18 protein-coding genes are annotated in these 17,198 nt (G+C 36.0%); 13 read left to right on the top strand and 5 right to left on the bottom strand.

The annotated features are described in order from the left end of the window. The first annotated feature begins 107 nt into the window (after positions 1-107). Positions 108-1,265: a sporulation protein YhbH gene (gene yhbH, locus QNH24_RS22740; RefSeq protein WP_283869666.1), complete on the top strand. Its 1,158-nt coding sequence runs from the start codon at positions 108-110 to the stop codon at positions 1,263-1,265. A 47-nt stretch (positions 1,266-1,312) separates the two neighbouring features. Then, entirely contained in the window at positions 1,313-2,716 is a 1,404-nt protein-coding gene (locus tag QNH24_RS22735; protein WP_283869665.1) for a SpoVR family protein, read from the top strand. Positions 2,717-3,575: 859 nt separating this feature from the next. Here QNH24_RS22735 and QNH24_RS22730 read toward each other — a convergent pair. Further along, positions 3,576-3,941 (bottom strand): hypothetical protein, encoded by a 366-nt coding sequence (locus tag QNH24_RS22730; protein ID WP_283869664.1) that lies wholly within the window; start codon positions 3,939-3,941, stop codon positions 3,576-3,578. Positions 3,942-4,131: 190 nt separating this feature from the next. Between QNH24_RS22730 and QNH24_RS22725 the strand changes: the two genes are divergently transcribed. Both QNH24_RS22725 and QNH24_RS22720 read left to right on the top strand, forming a co-directional pair. Beyond that, positions 4,132-5,010: a radical SAM/SPASM domain-containing protein gene (locus QNH24_RS22725; protein ID WP_054772409.1), complete on the top strand. Its 879-nt coding sequence runs from the start codon at positions 4,132-4,134 to the stop codon at positions 5,008-5,010. Positions 5,011-5,392: 382 nt separating this feature from the next. Further along, positions 5,393-6,190: a DUF7225 domain-containing protein gene (locus QNH24_RS22720; RefSeq protein WP_283869663.1), complete on the top strand. Its 798-nt coding sequence runs from the start codon at positions 5,393-5,395 to the stop codon at positions 6,188-6,190. A gap of 26 nt (positions 6,191-6,216) precedes the next feature. Here QNH24_RS22720 and QNH24_RS22715 read toward each other — a convergent pair whose 3' ends face one another. Further along, positions 6,217-6,606: a helix-turn-helix domain-containing protein gene (locus tag QNH24_RS22715; protein ID WP_283869662.1), complete on the bottom strand. Its 390-nt coding sequence runs from the start codon at positions 6,604-6,606 to the stop codon at positions 6,217-6,219. 177 nt (positions 6,607-6,783) lie between these two features. Here QNH24_RS22715 and QNH24_RS22710 point away from each other — a divergent pair, with 177 nt between their 5' ends. Next, complete coding sequence (locus QNH24_RS22710; protein WP_283869661.1) at positions 6,784-7,464, top strand: restriction endonuclease subunit S; 681 nt, start codon at positions 6,784-6,786, stop codon at positions 7,462-7,464. A gap of 48 nt (positions 7,465-7,512) precedes the next feature. Here the strand turns inward: QNH24_RS22710 and QNH24_RS22705 are convergent, their stop codons facing one another. Next, positions 7,513-9,186 carry a ribonuclease J gene (locus QNH24_RS22705; protein WP_283869660.1) on the bottom strand — a complete coding sequence of 558 codons (1,674 nt, stop codon included), beginning with the start codon at positions 9,184-9,186 and terminating at the stop codon, positions 7,513-7,515. A gap of 165 nt (positions 9,187-9,351) precedes the next feature. Here QNH24_RS22705 and QNH24_RS22700 point away from each other — a divergent pair, with 165 nt between their 5' ends. Next, positions 9,352-10,119: a DUF2935 domain-containing protein gene (locus QNH24_RS22700; RefSeq protein WP_430674393.1), complete on the top strand. Its 768-nt coding sequence runs from the start codon at positions 9,352-9,354 to the stop codon at positions 10,117-10,119. Between the two features lie 53 nt (positions 10,120-10,172). On the opposite strand, the gene QNH24_RS22695 is transcribed toward QNH24_RS22700, so the two are convergent. Beyond that, on the bottom strand, positions 10,173-10,667 hold the full coding sequence (locus tag QNH24_RS22695; RefSeq protein WP_283869658.1) for a L,D-transpeptidase family protein: 495 nt from the start codon (positions 10,665-10,667) through the stop codon (positions 10,173-10,175). Positions 10,668-10,786: 119 nt separating this feature from the next. Here QNH24_RS22695 and QNH24_RS22690 point away from each other — a divergent pair, with 119 nt between their 5' ends. From QNH24_RS22690 to QNH24_RS22665, 6 genes are all read left to right on the top strand, one after another. Then, positions 10,787-11,020: a hypothetical protein gene (locus QNH24_RS22690; protein WP_054772414.1), complete on the top strand. Its 234-nt coding sequence runs from the start codon at positions 10,787-10,789 to the stop codon at positions 11,018-11,020. Between the two features lie 43 nt (positions 11,021-11,063). Then, the gene (locus tag QNH24_RS22685; RefSeq protein ID WP_283869657.1) at positions 11,064-11,273 is read left to right on the top strand and encodes a YczO family protein; all 210 of its coding nucleotides are present in this window, start codon (positions 11,064-11,066) and stop codon (positions 11,271-11,273) included. Positions 11,274-11,288: 15 nt separating this feature from the next. Beyond that, positions 11,289-11,486, top strand: a complete 198-nt coding sequence (locus tag QNH24_RS22680; protein WP_283869656.1) for a gamma-type small acid-soluble spore protein — start codon at positions 11,289-11,291, stop codon at positions 11,484-11,486. A 73-nt stretch (positions 11,487-11,559) separates the two neighbouring features. After that, the gene (locus QNH24_RS22675) at positions 11,560-11,745 is read left to right on the top strand and encodes a cysteine-rich CWC family protein (protein WP_054772416.1); all 186 of its coding nucleotides are present in this window, start codon (positions 11,560-11,562) and stop codon (positions 11,743-11,745) included. Positions 11,746-11,915: 170 nt separating this feature from the next. Then, positions 11,916-12,497 carry a DUF305 domain-containing protein gene (locus QNH24_RS22670; protein WP_283869655.1) on the top strand — a complete coding sequence of 194 codons (582 nt, stop codon included), beginning with the start codon at positions 11,916-11,918 and terminating at the stop codon, positions 12,495-12,497. Positions 12,498-12,815: 318 nt separating this feature from the next. Beyond that, a complete protein-coding gene (locus QNH24_RS22665) occupies positions 12,816-14,567 on the top strand; it encodes a protoglobin domain-containing protein (RefSeq protein ID WP_283869654.1) in 1,752 nt (583 codons plus the stop codon). 37 nt (positions 14,568-14,604) lie between these two features. On the opposite strand, the gene QNH24_RS22660 is transcribed toward QNH24_RS22665, so the two are convergent. Next, entirely contained in the window at positions 14,605-15,222 is a 618-nt protein-coding gene (locus QNH24_RS22660) for a metallophosphoesterase family protein (RefSeq protein ID WP_283869653.1), read from the bottom strand. Positions 15,223-15,467: 245 nt separating this feature from the next. On the opposite strand from QNH24_RS22660, the gene QNH24_RS22655 reads away from it, so the two are divergent. After that, a complete protein-coding gene (locus QNH24_RS22655) occupies positions 15,468-16,964 on the top strand; it encodes a class I adenylate-forming enzyme family protein (protein WP_283869652.1) in 1,497 nt (498 codons plus the stop codon). The last annotated feature ends 234 nt before the right edge of the window (positions 16,965-17,198 follow it).

Raw genomic sequence — 17,198 nt, 5'->3', positions numbered from 1 at the left:
CATACTAAAAAAAACGAACATAATTGATTTCTCGAAAAATGTTCAAGAAAGAGGATTTCTAGCATAGTATAGAAAAAGCGAATTTGAGCAGATGGGTGAGGATAAAAATGACTGAACACGAAAACAAACGCTTTGTCATCTCTCAGGAAAATTGGTCCCTCCATCGTAAAGGGCACCAGGACCAGCAACGTCATATGGAAAAGGTAAAAGATGCAATCAAGAATAATTTGCCTGATTTAGTTAGTGAGGAAAGTATAGTCATGTCCAATGGCCGTGATGTTATAAAAATTCCTATCCGTTCACTGGATGAATATAAAATTCGATATAACTATGATAATTCAAAGCATGTTGGGCAAGGACAAGGAGACAGTAATGTAGGGGATCTAGTTGCTCGCGAGCCTGGCAGAGGCAATCAAGCTGCCGGTAAAGGGAAGGAAGCCGGTGATAAGCCGGGCCAAGACTATTATGAGGCTGAAGTAAGCATTGAAGAGGTCCAAAAAGTCTTATTTAATGAGCTAGAGCTACCTAATCTACAACAAAAAGAAAAAGCAGATATTAAAACTGAAAAAATCGAATTTAACGATATTCGGAAAAAAGGTCTTATGGGAAATGTTGATAAAAAACGCACAATTCTAAATGCACTTAAGCGTAATGCGATGCAAGGAAAACCAGAAATAACGCCAATTCATAATGATGATTTACGTTTTAAAACATGGGATGAAGTAGAGAAGCCCGAATCCAAGGCAGTTGTCCTGGCGATGATGGATACGAGTGGATCGATGGGTTCCTTTGAAAAATATTGTGCGAGAAGCTTCTTCTTCTGGATGACGAAATTTCTACGTTCTAAGTATGAAACAGTGGAAATTGAGTTTATTGCCCATCATACAGAGGCAAAAGTGGTTACGGAGGAAGAATTTTTCACAAAGGGAGAAAGTGGTGGCACTATATGTTCGTCAGCCTATATAAAAGCGCTGGAGCTAATTCGAGAAAAGTATAACCCTTCTCGCTACAATATTTATCCAGTGCATTTTTCAGATGGTGAGAACATTTCAATGGATAATGAAAAATGCTTGAAGCTGGTTAACGAGTTAATGGAAGTTTCGAGTATGTTTGGATATGGTGAAGTGAATCAGCATAATCGTTTTTCTACACTAATGTACACCTACAAAAAGATAGATGATCCGAAATTTAGGTATCATATTTTGAAAAAGAAAGGCGATGTGTATGATGCCTTAAAGAGCTTTTTCAAAAAAGATGAGGAATAAATCAGAAACGTTTCAAGCATATATGTTCAAAGGAGGGGGCAGAAAAAATGGAGATGAATGAGCTGCATCGAGCGATTGATGAAATTACGGAAATTGCCTCAGGCTTTGGCTTAGATTTTTTTCCAATGCGTTATGAAATTTGTCCAGCAGATATAATCTATACCTTCGGCGCATATGGTATGCCTACACGGTTTTCACATTGGAGCTTTGGGAAACAGTTTCATAAAATGAAGCTCCAATATGATTTAGGACTAAGTCAAATATATGAGCTAGTGATTAATTCGAATCCTTGCTATGCATTTTTACTTGATACAAATACCTTAACGCAGAATAAACTAATTATTGCTCATGTGTTGGCACATTGCGATTTCTTTAAAAATAATGTACGCTTCTCTAATACTAGAAGAGATATGGTGGAGAGTATGACGGCCACAGCTGAACGGATTGCTGGCTATGAAAGAGACTATGGCAAGGATGAGGTTGAAAAGTTCTTGGATGCAGTTTTAGCAATTCAGGAGCATATCGATCCATCTATTTTACGTCCAAAGCTATCCTGGGATACAGAGGAAGTATTTGAAGAGGAAATTATCCCCACAAAATCGCCTTATGATGATTTGTGGAATTTAGACAATAAGGAAAAACAATCAAGTCCAATTCGTCGGAAAATAAAGCAATTTCCGCCAAAGCCGGAAAAGGATCTATTATTATTTTTAGAGGAGCATAGCCGTGAGCTAGAAAATTGGCAGCGAGATGTGTTGACGATGATGAGAGAAGAGATGCTCTATTTCTGGCCACAGTTAGAAACAAAAATTATGAATGAGGGCTGGGCTTCCTATTGGCATCAGCGTATAATGCGAGAGCTTAAACTCACAACAGCGGAAACAATCGAATATGCAAAATTAAATGCAGGCGTAGTGCAGCCCTCAAAGACGTCTATAAATCCTTATTATCTAGGTGTGAAAATATTTGAGGATATTGAAAATCGTTATAATCATCCAACAGAAGATATGAAAAAGCTAGGTATTCAACCGAATTCAGGTAGGGAGAAAATGTTTGAGGTAAGGGAGATAGAATCGGATATCTCCTTTATTCGCAACTATTTAACAAAGGATTTAGCAAAACAAGAGGATCTCTATTTGTTCCAGAAAAAGGGAAATGAATACCGTATTACAGATAAGGAATATGAGATGGTAAGGGATCAGCTCGTTTCTATGCGTGTTAATGGAGGATTTCCTTATATTGTCGTCAAAAATGGAGATTATCTTCGAAATGGGGAGCTTTATTTAGTACATGGCTATGAGGGAATGGAGCTAGATCCACACTATTTAGAAAATGTCCTACCATATATTTACCAGCTTTGGGGGCGTCCTGTTCATTTAGAAACATATGTTGATGGTAAGCCTGTATTATATTCTTATGATGGCACAAAGAATTATAAACGAAATGTATGAGCAGGCTCTTTCAAACCAAAAGCTTCTATTTGTTGATACTACAAATAGAAGCTTTTCATAGTGTTTAAAAACTAAATGGTCAAGGATACCTTTGTGAATATTTAGTCAAAATGAAGATGATTTCCGTTCCAGGCTACTCGCTTTGTTGCTGTCGCTTCGCTTTCGCACAGAGCAAAGCTTCCTGTGGGCGAGCGACGAGCCGCTTCCTGCGCTGACGCTCCGTGCAGGGTCTCGTCTGTCTCGCTATCCCACGGGAGTCGAGTAGCCTTGCACTCCAATCTGCAATAGTGTAGAACTTTAAATATTTTCTTCCCTCAAAAGTAAAATAAAAACATGTTACTCACCATCATTAAATGGATAGAATAGTGGTACAATTCTATAGCTGTTAACCTACATTCTATGCATAAAACTACTTTTTCATTTTACATAAAAAGCCACTTATTACTGTCGCTCTGCATTCACATAGAAAAATGTTATCAAAGCTCCATTTTTGCACAATATAGTGATGGCTAAGACTTCAAATTTATCACTATTAATTTGTGTGAAATGCCAGAAGAAAATACTATGAGCAGTGGTTGATTGGAGTGTAGACTGAGTGACTCCTCGGACATTCAGCGTCACAGATGAGACCCTGGAGCGAGTAGTGAAGCGGCTCATCGGACGCCCCCAGGAAGCTCTGCTCTGCGCGAAAGCGAAGCGTCAGCGGCAAATGTTTTCTGTAGCGAAAGCAAAGCGACAGCTACAAAGCACTCAGTCGGAACGGAGATCAACCCCTCGTTTTGAAAAAGGACTTTACTTTTAATTTGTCATCTTGATTTCATTGACATAATAGTATTTCAACAACAATAAAAGCTTCTACTTATTCATTCTCCTCTTCATTACTTTCACTATGGTTAGAGGATGAATGGATATCGCTATCAATAACGAGACTATCCCTTACTTTTATTCCTTGTTGTCCTCCAGCTTCATCATTATCATTCCCAGCTATACCGCTGCGACCATTTCCATCGGCGAATTGAGAGTTTACGTTTCTAGTGCTGCCGTTAATTGCATTTTGACCGCCTTGGTTGGCATTAGTACCTACATCTTTATTGATTTGCCCACCACCCTCAGCCCTTTGTTCAAAGTGGATATCCGTATTACCGATGTTAAAAGTAAAATTGATGGTAATATGATTTTTGGCTGGATCCTTTGAGTGTTCATTATCACGTTTATGATCAGACATAGTTTTCACTCCCTTCATTTTAGTATCATTATTAAAATATTGATATTTTTCGAACTGTCTTGTTCATGTAGCCTTACAATGAATAAATAATACAGAGAATAAGGCAACACTGAAAGCTGCCCCTTATCATATAAATTTGTTAAAATAAAAAGGATTTGAATATTTAAAGAACTGGAACGGTGAATCAACATTGAGAACATTTAAAAAGGTTTATATAGAGATAACAAGTGTCTGTAATTTAGCCTGTAGCTTTTGTCCGCCAACTGCCCGTGCAAAGGGTCTGATAAAAGTAGAACAATTTAATCACATACTGGATGAAATACGTCCGCACACAAAATATATTTATTTACATGTAAAGGGAGAGCCACTGTTACATCCTCGAATTGACCAGCTGCTTGATGCTGCACATGCAAAGGGTTTTAAAGTGAATATTACAACAAATGGGACGCTGATTAAAAAGAATCGTGAAAAGCTACTAGGAAAACCAGCCTTACGTCAAATCAATTTCTCTTTACATAGCTTTGATGGACATGAGGGATCAGAAAATCGGGAAAAATATTTAGGAGATATATTGGATTTTGTTCGTGCTGCGCGAGAATACAATACAATTATTTCCTATCGTTTATGGAATTTACAAAAGGACCATGTCTCTGAAATCGCTGCCCGTAGAAACCGTGAAACATTGGAAGTTCTAGAGAATGAATACCATCTAGACTATCACATAGAAGAAAAAGTGCAGCCTGGTAAAGGTGTAAAAATTGCTCCTAATATTTATTTAAATCAGGATCATGAATTTAGATGGCCAAGCTTACTTGCTCCTGAGGATGAAGGCAAGGGTTTTTGCCATGCACTTCGAAGCCAGGCTGCTATTTTAGTGGATGGTACTGTTGTGCCATGCTGTCTAGATGGTGAGGGTGTCATTAATTTAGGGAATGTGCATGAGAAATCCTTTGGTGAAATTGTGGAAGGAGAACGTGCAAATAATATTGTCGATGGATTTTCACGGAGAGAAGCGGTCGAGGAGCTTTGTAGAAAATGCGGATACCGCCAAAAATTCGGTATGGAATAAAAACTACAATATAATTCCCATTCAGGACTTGGTGTTTGTTTTGTCGAATGCATAAGGAAATCTTTGTTTTGAGGGGGAAGATTGCTGAATTAATAAGAATATGTGCATGATTGACTTGTATTTGTGCTAGATAGAAGGCTTTTTGTATTTAATAGAATATTCGTTATAGCTTTCTTTCCTAGGGGTGTGCGATGAGCCTCTGCTATTCCAATTTTATATAAACATTTATTATTTAGGCTTCGTTACTTCATAGACATTATAGTTTTTTTACAGCATTAAATTCATTTGGCTTTAGCTAAATGGATTTTTTTATATGGACAAAATAAGGGTATGCCTTTTGATAAAATAAAGAGGATTTAGAAAAAAGGAGGCAATCTTCGCTATGACCATCTATGAGCAAATTAAAGAATTATTGGCGGATAAAGTGAATCAAATCGTAACAACTGCACAAGTAAAAGAAGAGTTACAACGAAAATTCAATACAAATCCAGGAAGTGTTATTTTATCGGACTATTGTTACAATCGGTATAACAAGGGAATCCTTTTCCAAAAGCATTTATTTCAATACATTACAAAAAGCACATACAAATACATAGGAGAAAATTTTGCATATACTGGCCTTATATTTCATAAGCCACAAAAACAGAATGGTGAATTAATCGTTGGAGAGTGGCGAAACGGTGTAAAGGTTCTATATGATAAACCTATTAACATTAATACTACACCTGAGTCATTAAATATTATTAGTACCAGTCAAATCGTTAAATTATATGAGGATTATAACGAGATACTAAAGTATGAAATGAGTCTCCTTGGCTGTAAACCTACAGAATTACGTCATTTAATTGGACGAATTGGTGAATTTTTATGTGCAATCGTTACGATGGGCAGTCTCTCTAAACAGACGAATCAACATGGGTTTGATGTCATCAGTAATGGAAAAAAAATTAGTGTAAAAACCACAGCACAAAGCACAGGTTTTATTACCTTAAATCAGAATACATTTAACGCATTTGATGAAATTTTTGTTGTACAATACAGTAATGAAGATTTTAATACTATTTATTATGGACCTAAGGAGCCAATACAAAATATTGCTAGAAAGTATGAAAATAAGTATGAGGTAGATATTAATCGAATTAAGGCAGTGTATCAAGAAATTTCAAAAAAGAATTTTTAACCTTATTGTTAAAAACAGCCCCAATGTTATTGACCATTGGAGCTGTTTTTCTTTGATTGTAAATCAATCGTATCTAAAAAATCCTTCGTAATGCGTACTACGTATTTTACTTCGTCTAAATTACGCTCCCTTAATAATGAACGATGGATATCAAGCATGAGGTTCTTTTCTTCAATATCAGTAACGCCAGATAATTTTTGGAAATTAAAAAGCTCCTCAGGGGCAATATCTAACGCTTTCATTAGTGTTTCTAGAGTACTCAAAGTAATATTTGATTGCCCATGTTCAATATTTGAAACTCTACCTTTGCTAAAACCTAATTTTCCCGTTCTTTCTGCCACTTCTTCCTGACTAAGTCCCTTGGATACTCTGATAATACGGAGTTGTTCACCTACTAGCTTTAAAAAGTCTGACATATGAATCACCTCTATGTAAAAAGCTAGTGAAAAACCTTAAAAATGCATATACTATTATGTTGGTATAATAGAGATTATGTTGCATTAAAATGGTACAATTAATAAAAGGAAGCTTTTATTATGGCAAGTGCAGGTGAAAAATGAGTTTCCATGTATGTTAGATTGGAGGATTCAAGCATGGTTAAATGTTATCGATTAGATGAGGTAGCTATAATAGAGACTGGTGAAATAGTACCGAAGAAAAAATATTTCTCAAAAAGAGGATCTCCCTTCATTTCAGCAAAATACTTAAAGCAGCTAATACCAAATGGTAAAATTGCTGAATTACCGAAAATTGATCGTACATATGAAAAATATTTTAAGTGTACAACAGTCCCCGCGAAAACTATCATACTTACGAAAACTAACTTAAATGCTACCAATAAGCAAGTGTATCAGTGTGAAGAAGAAGTATGGATTGCCAAGGATCTCGTAGCGATTATTCCAGATGAATCGATTATTTTAAGCGATTATTTATACCATTTTTTGAACTGGTATCGTGTTAATAAAGAATGGTACCATCTACATCATATTTCCCTTAAAATTCCAACTATTGAGATTCAATATAGTATGGTACAAATTTTAAATAAAGTGCAGCATTTAATAAACAATAAAGATTTTTTATTGACCCAAATAGATGGGTTACCACAGTATTTCCACCATTTCTCTGTACCGATAGAAGGGCACGCCAAAAATGTATGTCATGGGTTTAATCAGGTTCAGCACCTTTACAATCTTTTGCTATATAGAATTTTTAAGGGCGAATTAGTCAAGGACATACAGGGAACAGACTTTTTTAAAACATTCAGCATTCAGTAGCGTAAATAAGTGGTGCGAGCGAGAGAAGTTGAACCCTCGCACCGACTTTTATATATCAATAATAATTGGCAGTATCATTGGTTTTCTTTTTGTTTGTGTAAAAAGATATTGACCCACAGCGCGTTTAATTTCTCTCTTTAAGACATGAATTTGCTGTCTACCTTCCTCTTGTAGCTCATTGACTGTTTCTTTCACAAGAAAATTAACTTTTGTTAAAAGCTCCTCAAAATCTTTTGCATAAACAAAACCTCGTGAAATTGTATCTGGCTCTGAAATAAATGTTCCATCAGCCTTACTAAGTGTTAAAACGATGACTAGCATTCCATCCTCAGAAAGCTGTTTACGATCACGTAGGACAATACCTTCTACCTCACCGATACCAATGCCATCTACATATGTGTCTCCGGACGGAATTTTTCGGGTTTGTCTAGCCTTTGCATTTTCAATATCAACAACATCCCCATTCTTCATAATAAAGGTATGTCCTCTTTTGACACCAACAGATTCTGCTAGCAAGCGATGCTGGTGTAACATTCGGAACTCTCCATGAATGGGAATGAAAAATTTAGGCTTCATTAAAGTGAGCATTAGTTTTAAATCCTCCTGATAGCCATGTCCTGAAACATGCATACCTGTGTGGCTAGAGGAGCCATAAATAACCTTTGCCCCAAGCTGAAATAAATTATCGACAATGCGTGAAACACCCTTTTCATTTCCTGGAATAGGGGATGAAGCTAAAATAACGGTGTCATCAGGTAAGATTTTTACCTCACGATGACTACCACTTGCTAGCCGTGATAGAGCTGCTAATGGCTCCCCTTGACTACCTGTACATAGAACGACTACTTCCTCAGGTGGGAGATATTTTACTTCACGTGCGTCAATTAACATATCCTCTGGCATATTTAAATATCCTCGTTCAAGAGCTACATCTACCACATTCACCATACTGCGACCTAACAATGCAAGCTTTCTATTCGTAGCGATAGTAGCATTGACAATTTGTTGAATACGATTCACATTTGAGGCAAATGTAGAAATAATAATTTTACGCTGGGCATGTAAAAATGCTTCTTCAATATGATCCCCGACAAGCATTTCTGATGGTGTTAACCCGGGTCTTTCGGCATTGGTACTTTCAGAGATAAGGGCTAATACACCATTTGTGCCGATTTCAGCCATCTTATGAATATCTGCAAACTGATGATTAACAGGTGTTAAATCAAATTTAAAATCACCAGTGTGTACTACATTTCCTTCAGGAGTATGGAAAACGATTCCTAGACAATCAGGTATACTATGATTTGTTCGGAAGAAACTAACATCCACTTGTCCAAAGTTTAATGATGAATCAGAATGAATTTCTACTAAATCGGTTTCTCGTAAAAGCTTATGCTCTTTTAGTTTTAATTCGATTAATCCAAGCGTAAATCGTGTGGCATAAATAGGAACATTCAACTTTTTTAAAAGGTAGGGGATTCCACCAATATGATCCTCATGCCCATGTGTCACAATTAATGCTTTAATTTTTTCTTTATTTTCCTGTAAATACGTAATATCAGGGATGATTAAATCAATTCCCAGCAAGCTTTCATCTGGAAACTTTGCACCACAGTCAATGATTAGCATATCGTTTCCATACTGTACTACATACATATTTTTGCCAATCTCATTAATGCCACCTAAAGCAAAAATAGATAATAAATTGTTTTTTGTGGACAAGCGTATCCCTCCAATTCTTTTTGTTGCTTCAGCATTATGTAGTATAGCTATAAGCGTTTCATCCTATACGAAAAGACAATTAGAGGGATTAACTTTCATCCAATCATTAATATTAGATTTTTAAGAAGAATAGAATAGAGCAACGAACAGAATAAAGGAGATGTAATGTTGTCGAATTACTTACAGCATGCAGTATTTGAGCATCGATTTTGGCTGAGAATACTGAAAGATCATTCTCAATTCATTCATGATTCATTATATCCATCAGAAACAGAGGAAATTAAAAAGGCGAGTTCATTTATCCAACAATTTACACAACTGCTTGCTTATGTGAATTCAATAGATGCCAATAATGCGGTATCCTTTTCAGTAACTGTTGATGAAGCAGTAGAGCAACTAAAGCAATTTAAATTTCATATCCTCAGAAAGCAATTAGTAGGAAATATTAATATTCATCTACCACCAACCTTTATTAATCATATGGTCAATGAATTAGAGGAATATCAAATTGTACTAAGCTATCTTAAGAAAGGAGAAGTTCCACCTATTTTTCATGAACTGCATCATCATTTACTCTGGCTTTTAGATGCATCAGGACATGCAGGAGCCATTCATGATGATTTGGATGGGGTGGAACAAAGGCTGAAGCAAAAAAGCCACGAATTTACACAGCATTTTGATCAATTTTATTTAAAAGCAGTAGAGCTTACTGGTTATTTACGTTCTAATATAGAAACATTTCCCGCATTAAACCGCTTTAATAAAGAAGTAGAGCTAGAAATGACTTTATTTAAAACTTTTTTACGTGAGTTAGAGGAAATGGAATTAAGTGCAGAAGTATTAGGAACGTTTACAGCACTTATGGCGGATCATATGCTGAGAGAGGAGCAATACTATTTATCGAAGCTAGCTCAATCTAGAGAAGTAGAATAACTAAGGCAAGAGGCTATCTGACTATGGAAAGAAGAGATAGCCTTTTTAAATTTTTAAGGATGAATAAATACACTCGTACCGATTGGAACAATGCTCGCTAGCTCCTCAACATCCTGATTATGCATGCGAATACAGCCACGTGATACGGCATGCCCGATAGAGCTAGGATCATTAGTTCCATGAATGCCGTAATGCTCCTTCGAAAGACTCATCCACATTGTGCCGAAGGGACCACCAGGGTTTGGAGCTTTATTTATGATAATAAAATTACCGACCGGTGTAACATGTAGCATTCTACCAACCGCAATCGGATACTGTTTTTGCAGAACATCATTTTTATATAATCGAAGCCAGCGATTATCTGTGGATATTTCAATTTTATAGGGAATTGTATTGGCACTAGGAATTCCAGGTATGATTATTTGTTGTCCTATATAAAGTGCATTTGGATTGATTCCTGGATTGGCTGCAATGATAGATGAAAGGGATGTACGATAATCTCTGGCTATTTGAGGCAATGTTTCTCCCGTTTTCACTGTATGGACCAATGCCATCACCTCCTCATGTTTTTCTATAAGATATGCTAACGGTATGAAAAAATCCGATAAAGAATTACATAATGGGACATGATAAGCAGTAAATTCAGTAGTCAAGGAGCTATAGCCAAATGAAAGAGTATAAAATAACATATTTCTTTGATGAAGTGCATTATGTAAGAAGATTTATTCATATTGAGTCTCAGGAAAAGGCAGAAGCGTTGGTTCGGAGTGAACGAGATCAATATATATCCTTTACAGATAGTAGGGGAATATATCATGAACTGCATACAAAGCATGTGAGAGTTATACAAATTTCTGAATATCATCGTGTTGATAAAAGTATAAAAATGAAAAACACATAAAATACTCACCACTACACACATTAGTGTTAAAGGAGTGAGAATAATGGATAAAGACAATATACCACATGAAAAAAAGATGTTTATGAATTTAGCAAGTAAGGATAAGCCTGATATGGTTGATTCAGATAGGATTAGCATTTTTGATTTGCACGAAGATATGCAAACAGTAGATGCTATACCGATTGAAGAACTAAATAAAAGAGTGGAACGTGAAGGTGACGAACTAATTGAATTGCAGCCAGATGAATTATAGGAGGTCATAGAAGCCATGAATAATCAAAATGATGCCAAGTATACTGTTGCTGGTACCGATATTAATGATGTCAAAAGAAAAAATGCAGAGGCAGGCTTATCTTACAATGAGGTAAAAAAGCTTTTGGCACAGAATGGTGGGCACGGTACGGAGATGTATAGTGATACAGACGTTACAGAGGTAAAGCAACAGATTCAGGGGAAAAATCAATAAGTAAATTTAGGAGGGGTATGTATGTACTCCTCTTTTGTTATTATGTAGAGTAATTAAGGAGGTGATTAGCCCAATGACCGTTGAAGAAAATAATTGTCCATTATGTGGAAAAGGAAATCACTGCGGTATAGCCAATGGGCAAAAAGACTGTTGGTGCATGACAGTGTATTTTCCTGAAGAAATCTTTCAAGCAGTGCCACAGGAATTACGCAAATGTATTTGTCAAAAGTGCTTGGATACATATAAAAATACAAAATAGGTTTGCGCGTAATGCATAGGGTGTAGCAAAAACATTTGGTGAGCCATACTATACTCCTGGCACGCTAAAATAATAAAAGCACTTAAGGGAACTAATGATTATTCATTGGTACATTTGTCTACCACACATCAACCTTTCAGGCATACATTACTCTGAAAGGAGTGTGTCTAATGGCTAAATCAATTGAACTCAGTAATGTTACAAAGGCATATTTAGAGGAATATCAACGAATCCTCGATAAAATGATACAGGGTATGACCTATGTGACCATTACATGTAGTATCTCTGAAAATTTTATTAAACAAATTATCCCGCATCAAGTCGCTGCCATTAAGATGTCAGAAAATGTTTTACGCTATACAACAAATATAGCTGTTCAAAATCTCGCATTAGAAATTATTAAAACAAGTACAGAGACGCTAGAATGCTTGGAAGCGATACAAAATAGATGCTGTATCGTCCAAAATTCGGAGTATGAATTGTATGAATATATGTGTGCCTACAAAGAAATTACCCAAGCGATGTTCCAGGCGATGTGTGCACCACCAGTCTCTAATAATATTAATATCAACTATCTAAGGGAAATGATTGTTCATCATCAGGGTGGGGTACGATTGGCACAGAATGTATTGAGATTCTGTATTTGCCAAGAGTTAATACCTATTCTACGATGTATGATTGATACAATGTGTCAGCAGATTTGTGATATGGAAAAACTGCTAGATGCATTGCAGGATTGTGAAAATTGCTAGCTTTATCGCAAAAAAAGCCCTATCGAAAAAAACGCTAAAATCAAAAGATGATTTTGGCGTTTTTTGTTGAATAAATAGATATAACAAAATGAAAATTGTCAATAAGGTGTACAAAAAAATAAGAAAGTGTAAAGAATTTAAAGAGATTCTATGCTAGTTTTTGTATTATTGGTAAAATATTATATGCTAATTTTCATTCATAATTATGGTAGTTAATAATGGATGAAAAGAACCAAGTTATGGATAAGAATTGAAAAAATAGCTTAACGAATTATAGATTTGAATGCTTGTATTTAAAATTTAGGGGAGTGGACTACTATGTTCAAAAGGAAGAAAATTAATCTAGACTATGATTATTTTTCAGCTGAAAAAAATTCAGACATTGAGGCAAATGAGCGTTTTAAAGAAAAACTAGATTTCCTCGCATTATCTAGAATTAGAAGAGAATCAGTAAGCTTTTTAAGAAAAATTTACGAAAATAATAGGAAGGAAATATTAGATAATTTTTATGATCGTTTATTAGAAATTCCTGAATTTAATCATGTTATCAATACGCATTCAACTGTGGAGCGCTTAAAAGGCTTATTCGACTCTCATTTTATCAGCTTGTTTGATGATGAATTAGACTTAGACTATGTCTTTAAAAGACGGAAAATTGCTTATGTTCATGCACGAATTGGTGTTTTGCCAAACTGGATGATTTCGGCCTACACGCTTATAAATCAACTAATTATCCCGTTGATTGTGAAGGAATTATCCCGTGATCAGGATAAAATGCTGGATGTATTACTGTCTTATGATAGTTTAGTGACGATTGACCAGCAAATTATTCTTGAAACATACATTGAAATCCAAGGAGGCTCAGTTGTCAATGGCTTAGGCGAGATTATTACATATAATACACAATTAGACTCCATTAAAGAGCTTATTGAATTTCAAGAAACCCAACAAAAGGAAATCATTGCGGTGGACAACTCCATGCATGATTTAGATGCGAGTATTGAGGAAATAGCAGCTTCAGTAGGGGATATCTCCACTCATACAAAGCAGGCATTGGAAAAATTAAATGGAGATTTAGAGTCACTGCAACAAGTTTCTACCATTTTACAGTCAACAGATGAAGGTCATAAGTCCATGCAAGACGATATTGTTCGCTTAGTTGAACGGGTTAACAGTGTAGCTAAGCTAATGGAGCTAATTAAAAGAATCGCGGATCAAACAAATTTATTGGCACTTAATGCTTCGATTGAGGCAGCACGTGCAGGTGAGGCTGGTAAAGGCTTTGCTGTAGTAGCTGAAGAGGTACGAAAGCTGGCAGATGATACAAGTACATCAGTAAAATCCATTCATACTGATATTCAGGAGCTATTACTTATTACGAATAATATTAACACCTTAACAAATCAATTCTCACAGGATTTACATCAGGGTGTTACAGATACACTGCAAATTTCACATACACTTACTGAATTAAATAAAAATCTTCAGCACCAAGGAATACGCTTTGAGGAAATTGCGACAACGACTAGAGCACAAGCAGAATCATCATCAGAAATTTCAGAGCGCAATCGTAATATAACGGAGAGCATGCAAAAAAGTAAGGTAATTGTGTTTGATATGGGTTCTGCGATTTATAAGCTAAGTAAAATGATTGATGGCTATCGTTCATCTACTATTTCGAAAAACTTTATCATCAGCCAAGAGGATATTATTGAACTGGCAATTACAGACCATTTATTATGGCGCTGGAAAATTTATAATTTATTGCTAGGCTTTGAACAAATGACGGAGCAGGATGTTGGTTCCCCAAAGGAATCTCGACTTGGAGAATGGTACTACGGTACAGGGAAAAAGTTGTTGAGTAATGAGCAGGCATACATTGTATTAGAGCGTCCATTTATCCATGTTCATGAATTAGCAAAAAAGGCAGTTCAAGAGTACAATCGAGGTAATAAAGCAGCGGCTGAAACTTACTTAACTGAAATTACCAATGAATCGTATATAGTCATCGACAAACTTAAAGAGCTAAAGGAAATTTTAATGAACGAGAAAAAGCAATATATTCATTAATACAAAAGGGCCTTCCTATACGGGAGAGCCCTTTCTATTATCTAACACGATGATGAAACCTTACATTTTCAAGTACGGATGCACACATAAATGTTACTGTTCGTTTTTCGCTGTCATAGAGACACCACTCACGATGATCAACAACAGAGCCAACATTGATGCCATATTGCTTATCCTGTAACACGATAGGTTGACCAAAGCGAATTCGAATAGGTAGTTTTTTATTGCCATGATAAAGACCAGATTCATGGCTATGTCCAAAGAAAAGGAGTGATTTTTTAAATGAAGGGAATGTCGGCTGCCATGACACGCTCCATTTAAATTGATGTCCATGCATTAGTACAGCCCCTTCAATTTCCATTGTTTCAGGTAGTTTTGTAAATCGTTCAATGCCCGTTACACGTGTAATTCGTTCCTCTTGGTTGCCACGAATCGAAGGAAATGTTAGTAAATTTTCAAAGTCATTATTGACAATGGCAGCTTTTTGAAGGGATAAACCAGATACTATTTGTGCCTTTTTCTTACTTACAGTACATTCATATAAGTCCCCTAAACCTATAATTATGGCATCTTTGGCAGTTTCCTGGATATGGGCTAATACCGCTCTTGTATCTTCTATATTAGAATGTAAATCTCCTAAAAGTGCGTACTGCATTTTAACCAAGCCTTTCTTAAAAACTTTGTATAAATATCATACACCTAACAGAAATTGATAGAAAAGTAAAATGTCTAAGTATATTTTGAAGCATGTTGTTCATATTTTCGAATAGGTAGAAAAATTGCCACATTTTTAATAGCCTGATAGAATGTAATCATAATTTTCTGAAAATTATGCGGTACCAAGATCTATTAAAGGTAGTTCGTTTTTGAAGTTAAAAATAAAATTTCAGGGGGCTTATAATGACAATGCTAATGACAGATATTTTACAAAACTATGCTGTGCAACAACCTGAAGGAATTGCAACGTTATATGATGGAAAAAGGCTTACCTATAAAGAATTTTTCAAATGTGCAGAAACCTTTGCAGCTTATTTACAAGAGCAGGGTTTTAAGAAAGATGATGTCATTGCCTTATACACATTAAATTCTGATTTATTTTTAATCGCGTATATCGGAGTTCAATTAGCGGGTTTTGTAGCTATGCCCATTAATACTAAATTAGCGGCTCCAGAAGTGGAATTTATTTTTAATCATTCAGAAGCAAAAGGACTCATTTATGATGAGCGATTAAGTGAAATACTAGCAGATATTCCATATTCCTTTTCGCATGCTGTTGGGTTTAAGGAAATGGAAAAAATTATAGAGACATACACAGGACAGCTACGTTCTGTCAAATTGGTGAATGGTGATACTGCAGTTGTTATGTATACATCTGGGACGACAGGTAAGCCAAAGGGAGTAATGCTAACGCATCAAAATATTGTCTCAACGGCAGAGATATGGTCATCCTCAATGAATATGACGAAGGAAGATAGAATGTTTATTTGCACGCCTTTATTTCACTGTGCAGGACTTCATGTATTTGCAATGCCGATGTTTTATCAGGGCGGTAATGTTATCATTGAAGAAGCCTTTTCGCCAGCAAATACATTAAAGCAGCTTGCCACGACTGAGGCGACAATCTTTTTCGGTGTTCCGTCAATGTATACAATAATATTAAATACACCTAGCTTTATGGAACATACATTTAAGCGTTTACGTTTATTATGTTATGGGGCAGCTCCAATGCCATATGAGCTTGTGAAGCAAGTGAAAGAGGCATTTCCAAATGTCAAGGTACAAAATCTTTATGGTCAAACTGAAAACTCACCTGCAGCTACTTCTCTTTTAGATATGGATGCATTAACAAAAATTGGATCAGTAGGAAAACCATTGACTCAAACAGAGGTACGTGTAGTAGATAGCTTTGGAGAGTCTGTTCCGTCGGGTGAGGTAGGAGAAATTTGTGTAAGAGGCCCACAGGTAATGAAAGGCTATCTTCGAAACGAGGAAGAAACAGCTAGAACGATTAGAGATGGCTGGCTCCTATCAGGGGATTTAGGCCGTTTTGACGAAGATGGCTATCTTTACATTGTTGATCGTAAAAAAGATATGATTATTCGTGGTGGTGAAAATATTTATCCAATTGAAATAGAAGAGGTTTTATATCAGTTACCAGAAATTTTAGAGGCAGCGGTTGTTGGACTACCACATGAGGTATATGGAGAAGTACCAAAGGCATTTGTCGTATTAAAGGAAGGCAAAGCTCTTGACGAGGAGTCCATAGTGGCCTATTGCCGAAAGCAGCTTGCAAAATATAAAGTACCTTATGAGATTGAATTTCTAGCAGAGCTACCTCGTAATGCCTCGGGGAAAGTATTAAAACATACTTTGCGCCCTAAGGTCAGTACGCATTAAATAATATGATTGTTAAAATGGACAAAGGAAATCTCTGTGAATGACGGTGCTTTAAAACACATAGCTATTGTAGCCTTTAGCTTTCGTCACCTTGTGTAGAAAAGCGAGTTGGTCACAGATTTCCTTGATCATTTTGACGCAGGTTCATTAAAGAAAGATAGAATAGGAACGACTATGAAATTAGCGTATAATAGAGTCTACGACAAATTGAAATATAGATTTGAAGTGGTGGTC

Origin of the sequence: Lysinibacillus pakistanensis (assembly GCF_030123245.1) — a bacterium.
In the GTDB taxonomy this organism is placed as follows: Bacteria; Bacillota; Bacilli; order Bacillales_A; family Planococcaceae; genus Lysinibacillus; species Lysinibacillus pakistanensis.
Note: the sequence above shows the minus strand (reverse complement) of the source record. Positions and strands in the feature narration are given on the sequence as shown.

Bases quoted from the DNA above. Each gene is read 5' to 3' on its own strand.
- QNH24_RS22685 (WP_283869657.1), top strand. From the start codon at position 11,064: ATGGATAAAGACAATATACCACATGAAAAAAAGATGTTTATGAATTTA.
- QNH24_RS22675 (WP_054772416.1), top strand. From the start codon at position 11,560: ATGACCGTTGAAGAAAATAATTGTCCATTATGTGGAAAAGGAAATCAC.
- QNH24_RS22700 (WP_430674393.1), top strand. From the start codon at position 9,352: ATGTTGTCGAATTACTTACAGCATGCAGTATTTGAGCATCGATTTTGG.
- QNH24_RS22660 (WP_283869653.1), bottom strand. From the start codon at position 15,222: ATGCAGTACGCACTTTTAGGAGATTTACATTCTAATATAGAAGATACA.
- QNH24_RS22710 (WP_283869661.1), top strand. From the start codon at position 6,784: ATGGTTAAATGTTATCGATTAGATGAGGTAGCTATAATAGAGACTGGT.
- QNH24_RS22730 (WP_283869664.1), bottom strand. From the start codon at position 3,941: ATGTCTGATCATAAACGTGATAATGAACACTCAAAGGATCCAGCCAAA.
- QNH24_RS22720 (WP_283869663.1), top strand. From the start codon at position 5,393: ATGACCATCTATGAGCAAATTAAAGAATTATTGGCGGATAAAGTGAAT.
- QNH24_RS22735 (WP_283869665.1), top strand. From the start codon at position 1,313: ATGGAGATGAATGAGCTGCATCGAGCGATTGATGAAATTACGGAAATT.
- QNH24_RS22670 (WP_283869655.1), top strand. From the start codon at position 11,916: ATGGCTAAATCAATTGAACTCAGTAATGTTACAAAGGCATATTTAGAG.
- QNH24_RS22655 (WP_283869652.1), top strand. From the start codon at position 15,468: ATGACAATGCTAATGACAGATATTTTACAAAACTATGCTGTGCAACAA.
- QNH24_RS22690 (WP_054772414.1), top strand. From the start codon at position 10,787: ATGAAAGAGTATAAAATAACATATTTCTTTGATGAAGTGCATTATGTA.
- QNH24_RS22715 (WP_283869662.1), bottom strand. From the start codon at position 6,606: ATGTCAGACTTTTTAAAGCTAGTAGGTGAACAACTCCGTATTATCAGA.
- yhbH (WP_283869666.1), top strand. From the start codon at position 108: ATGACTGAACACGAAAACAAACGCTTTGTCATCTCTCAGGAAAATTGG.
- QNH24_RS22665 (WP_283869654.1), top strand. From the start codon at position 12,816: ATGTTCAAAAGGAAGAAAATTAATCTAGACTATGATTATTTTTCAGCT.
- QNH24_RS22680 (WP_283869656.1), top strand. From the start codon at position 11,289: ATGAATAATCAAAATGATGCCAAGTATACTGTTGCTGGTACCGATATT.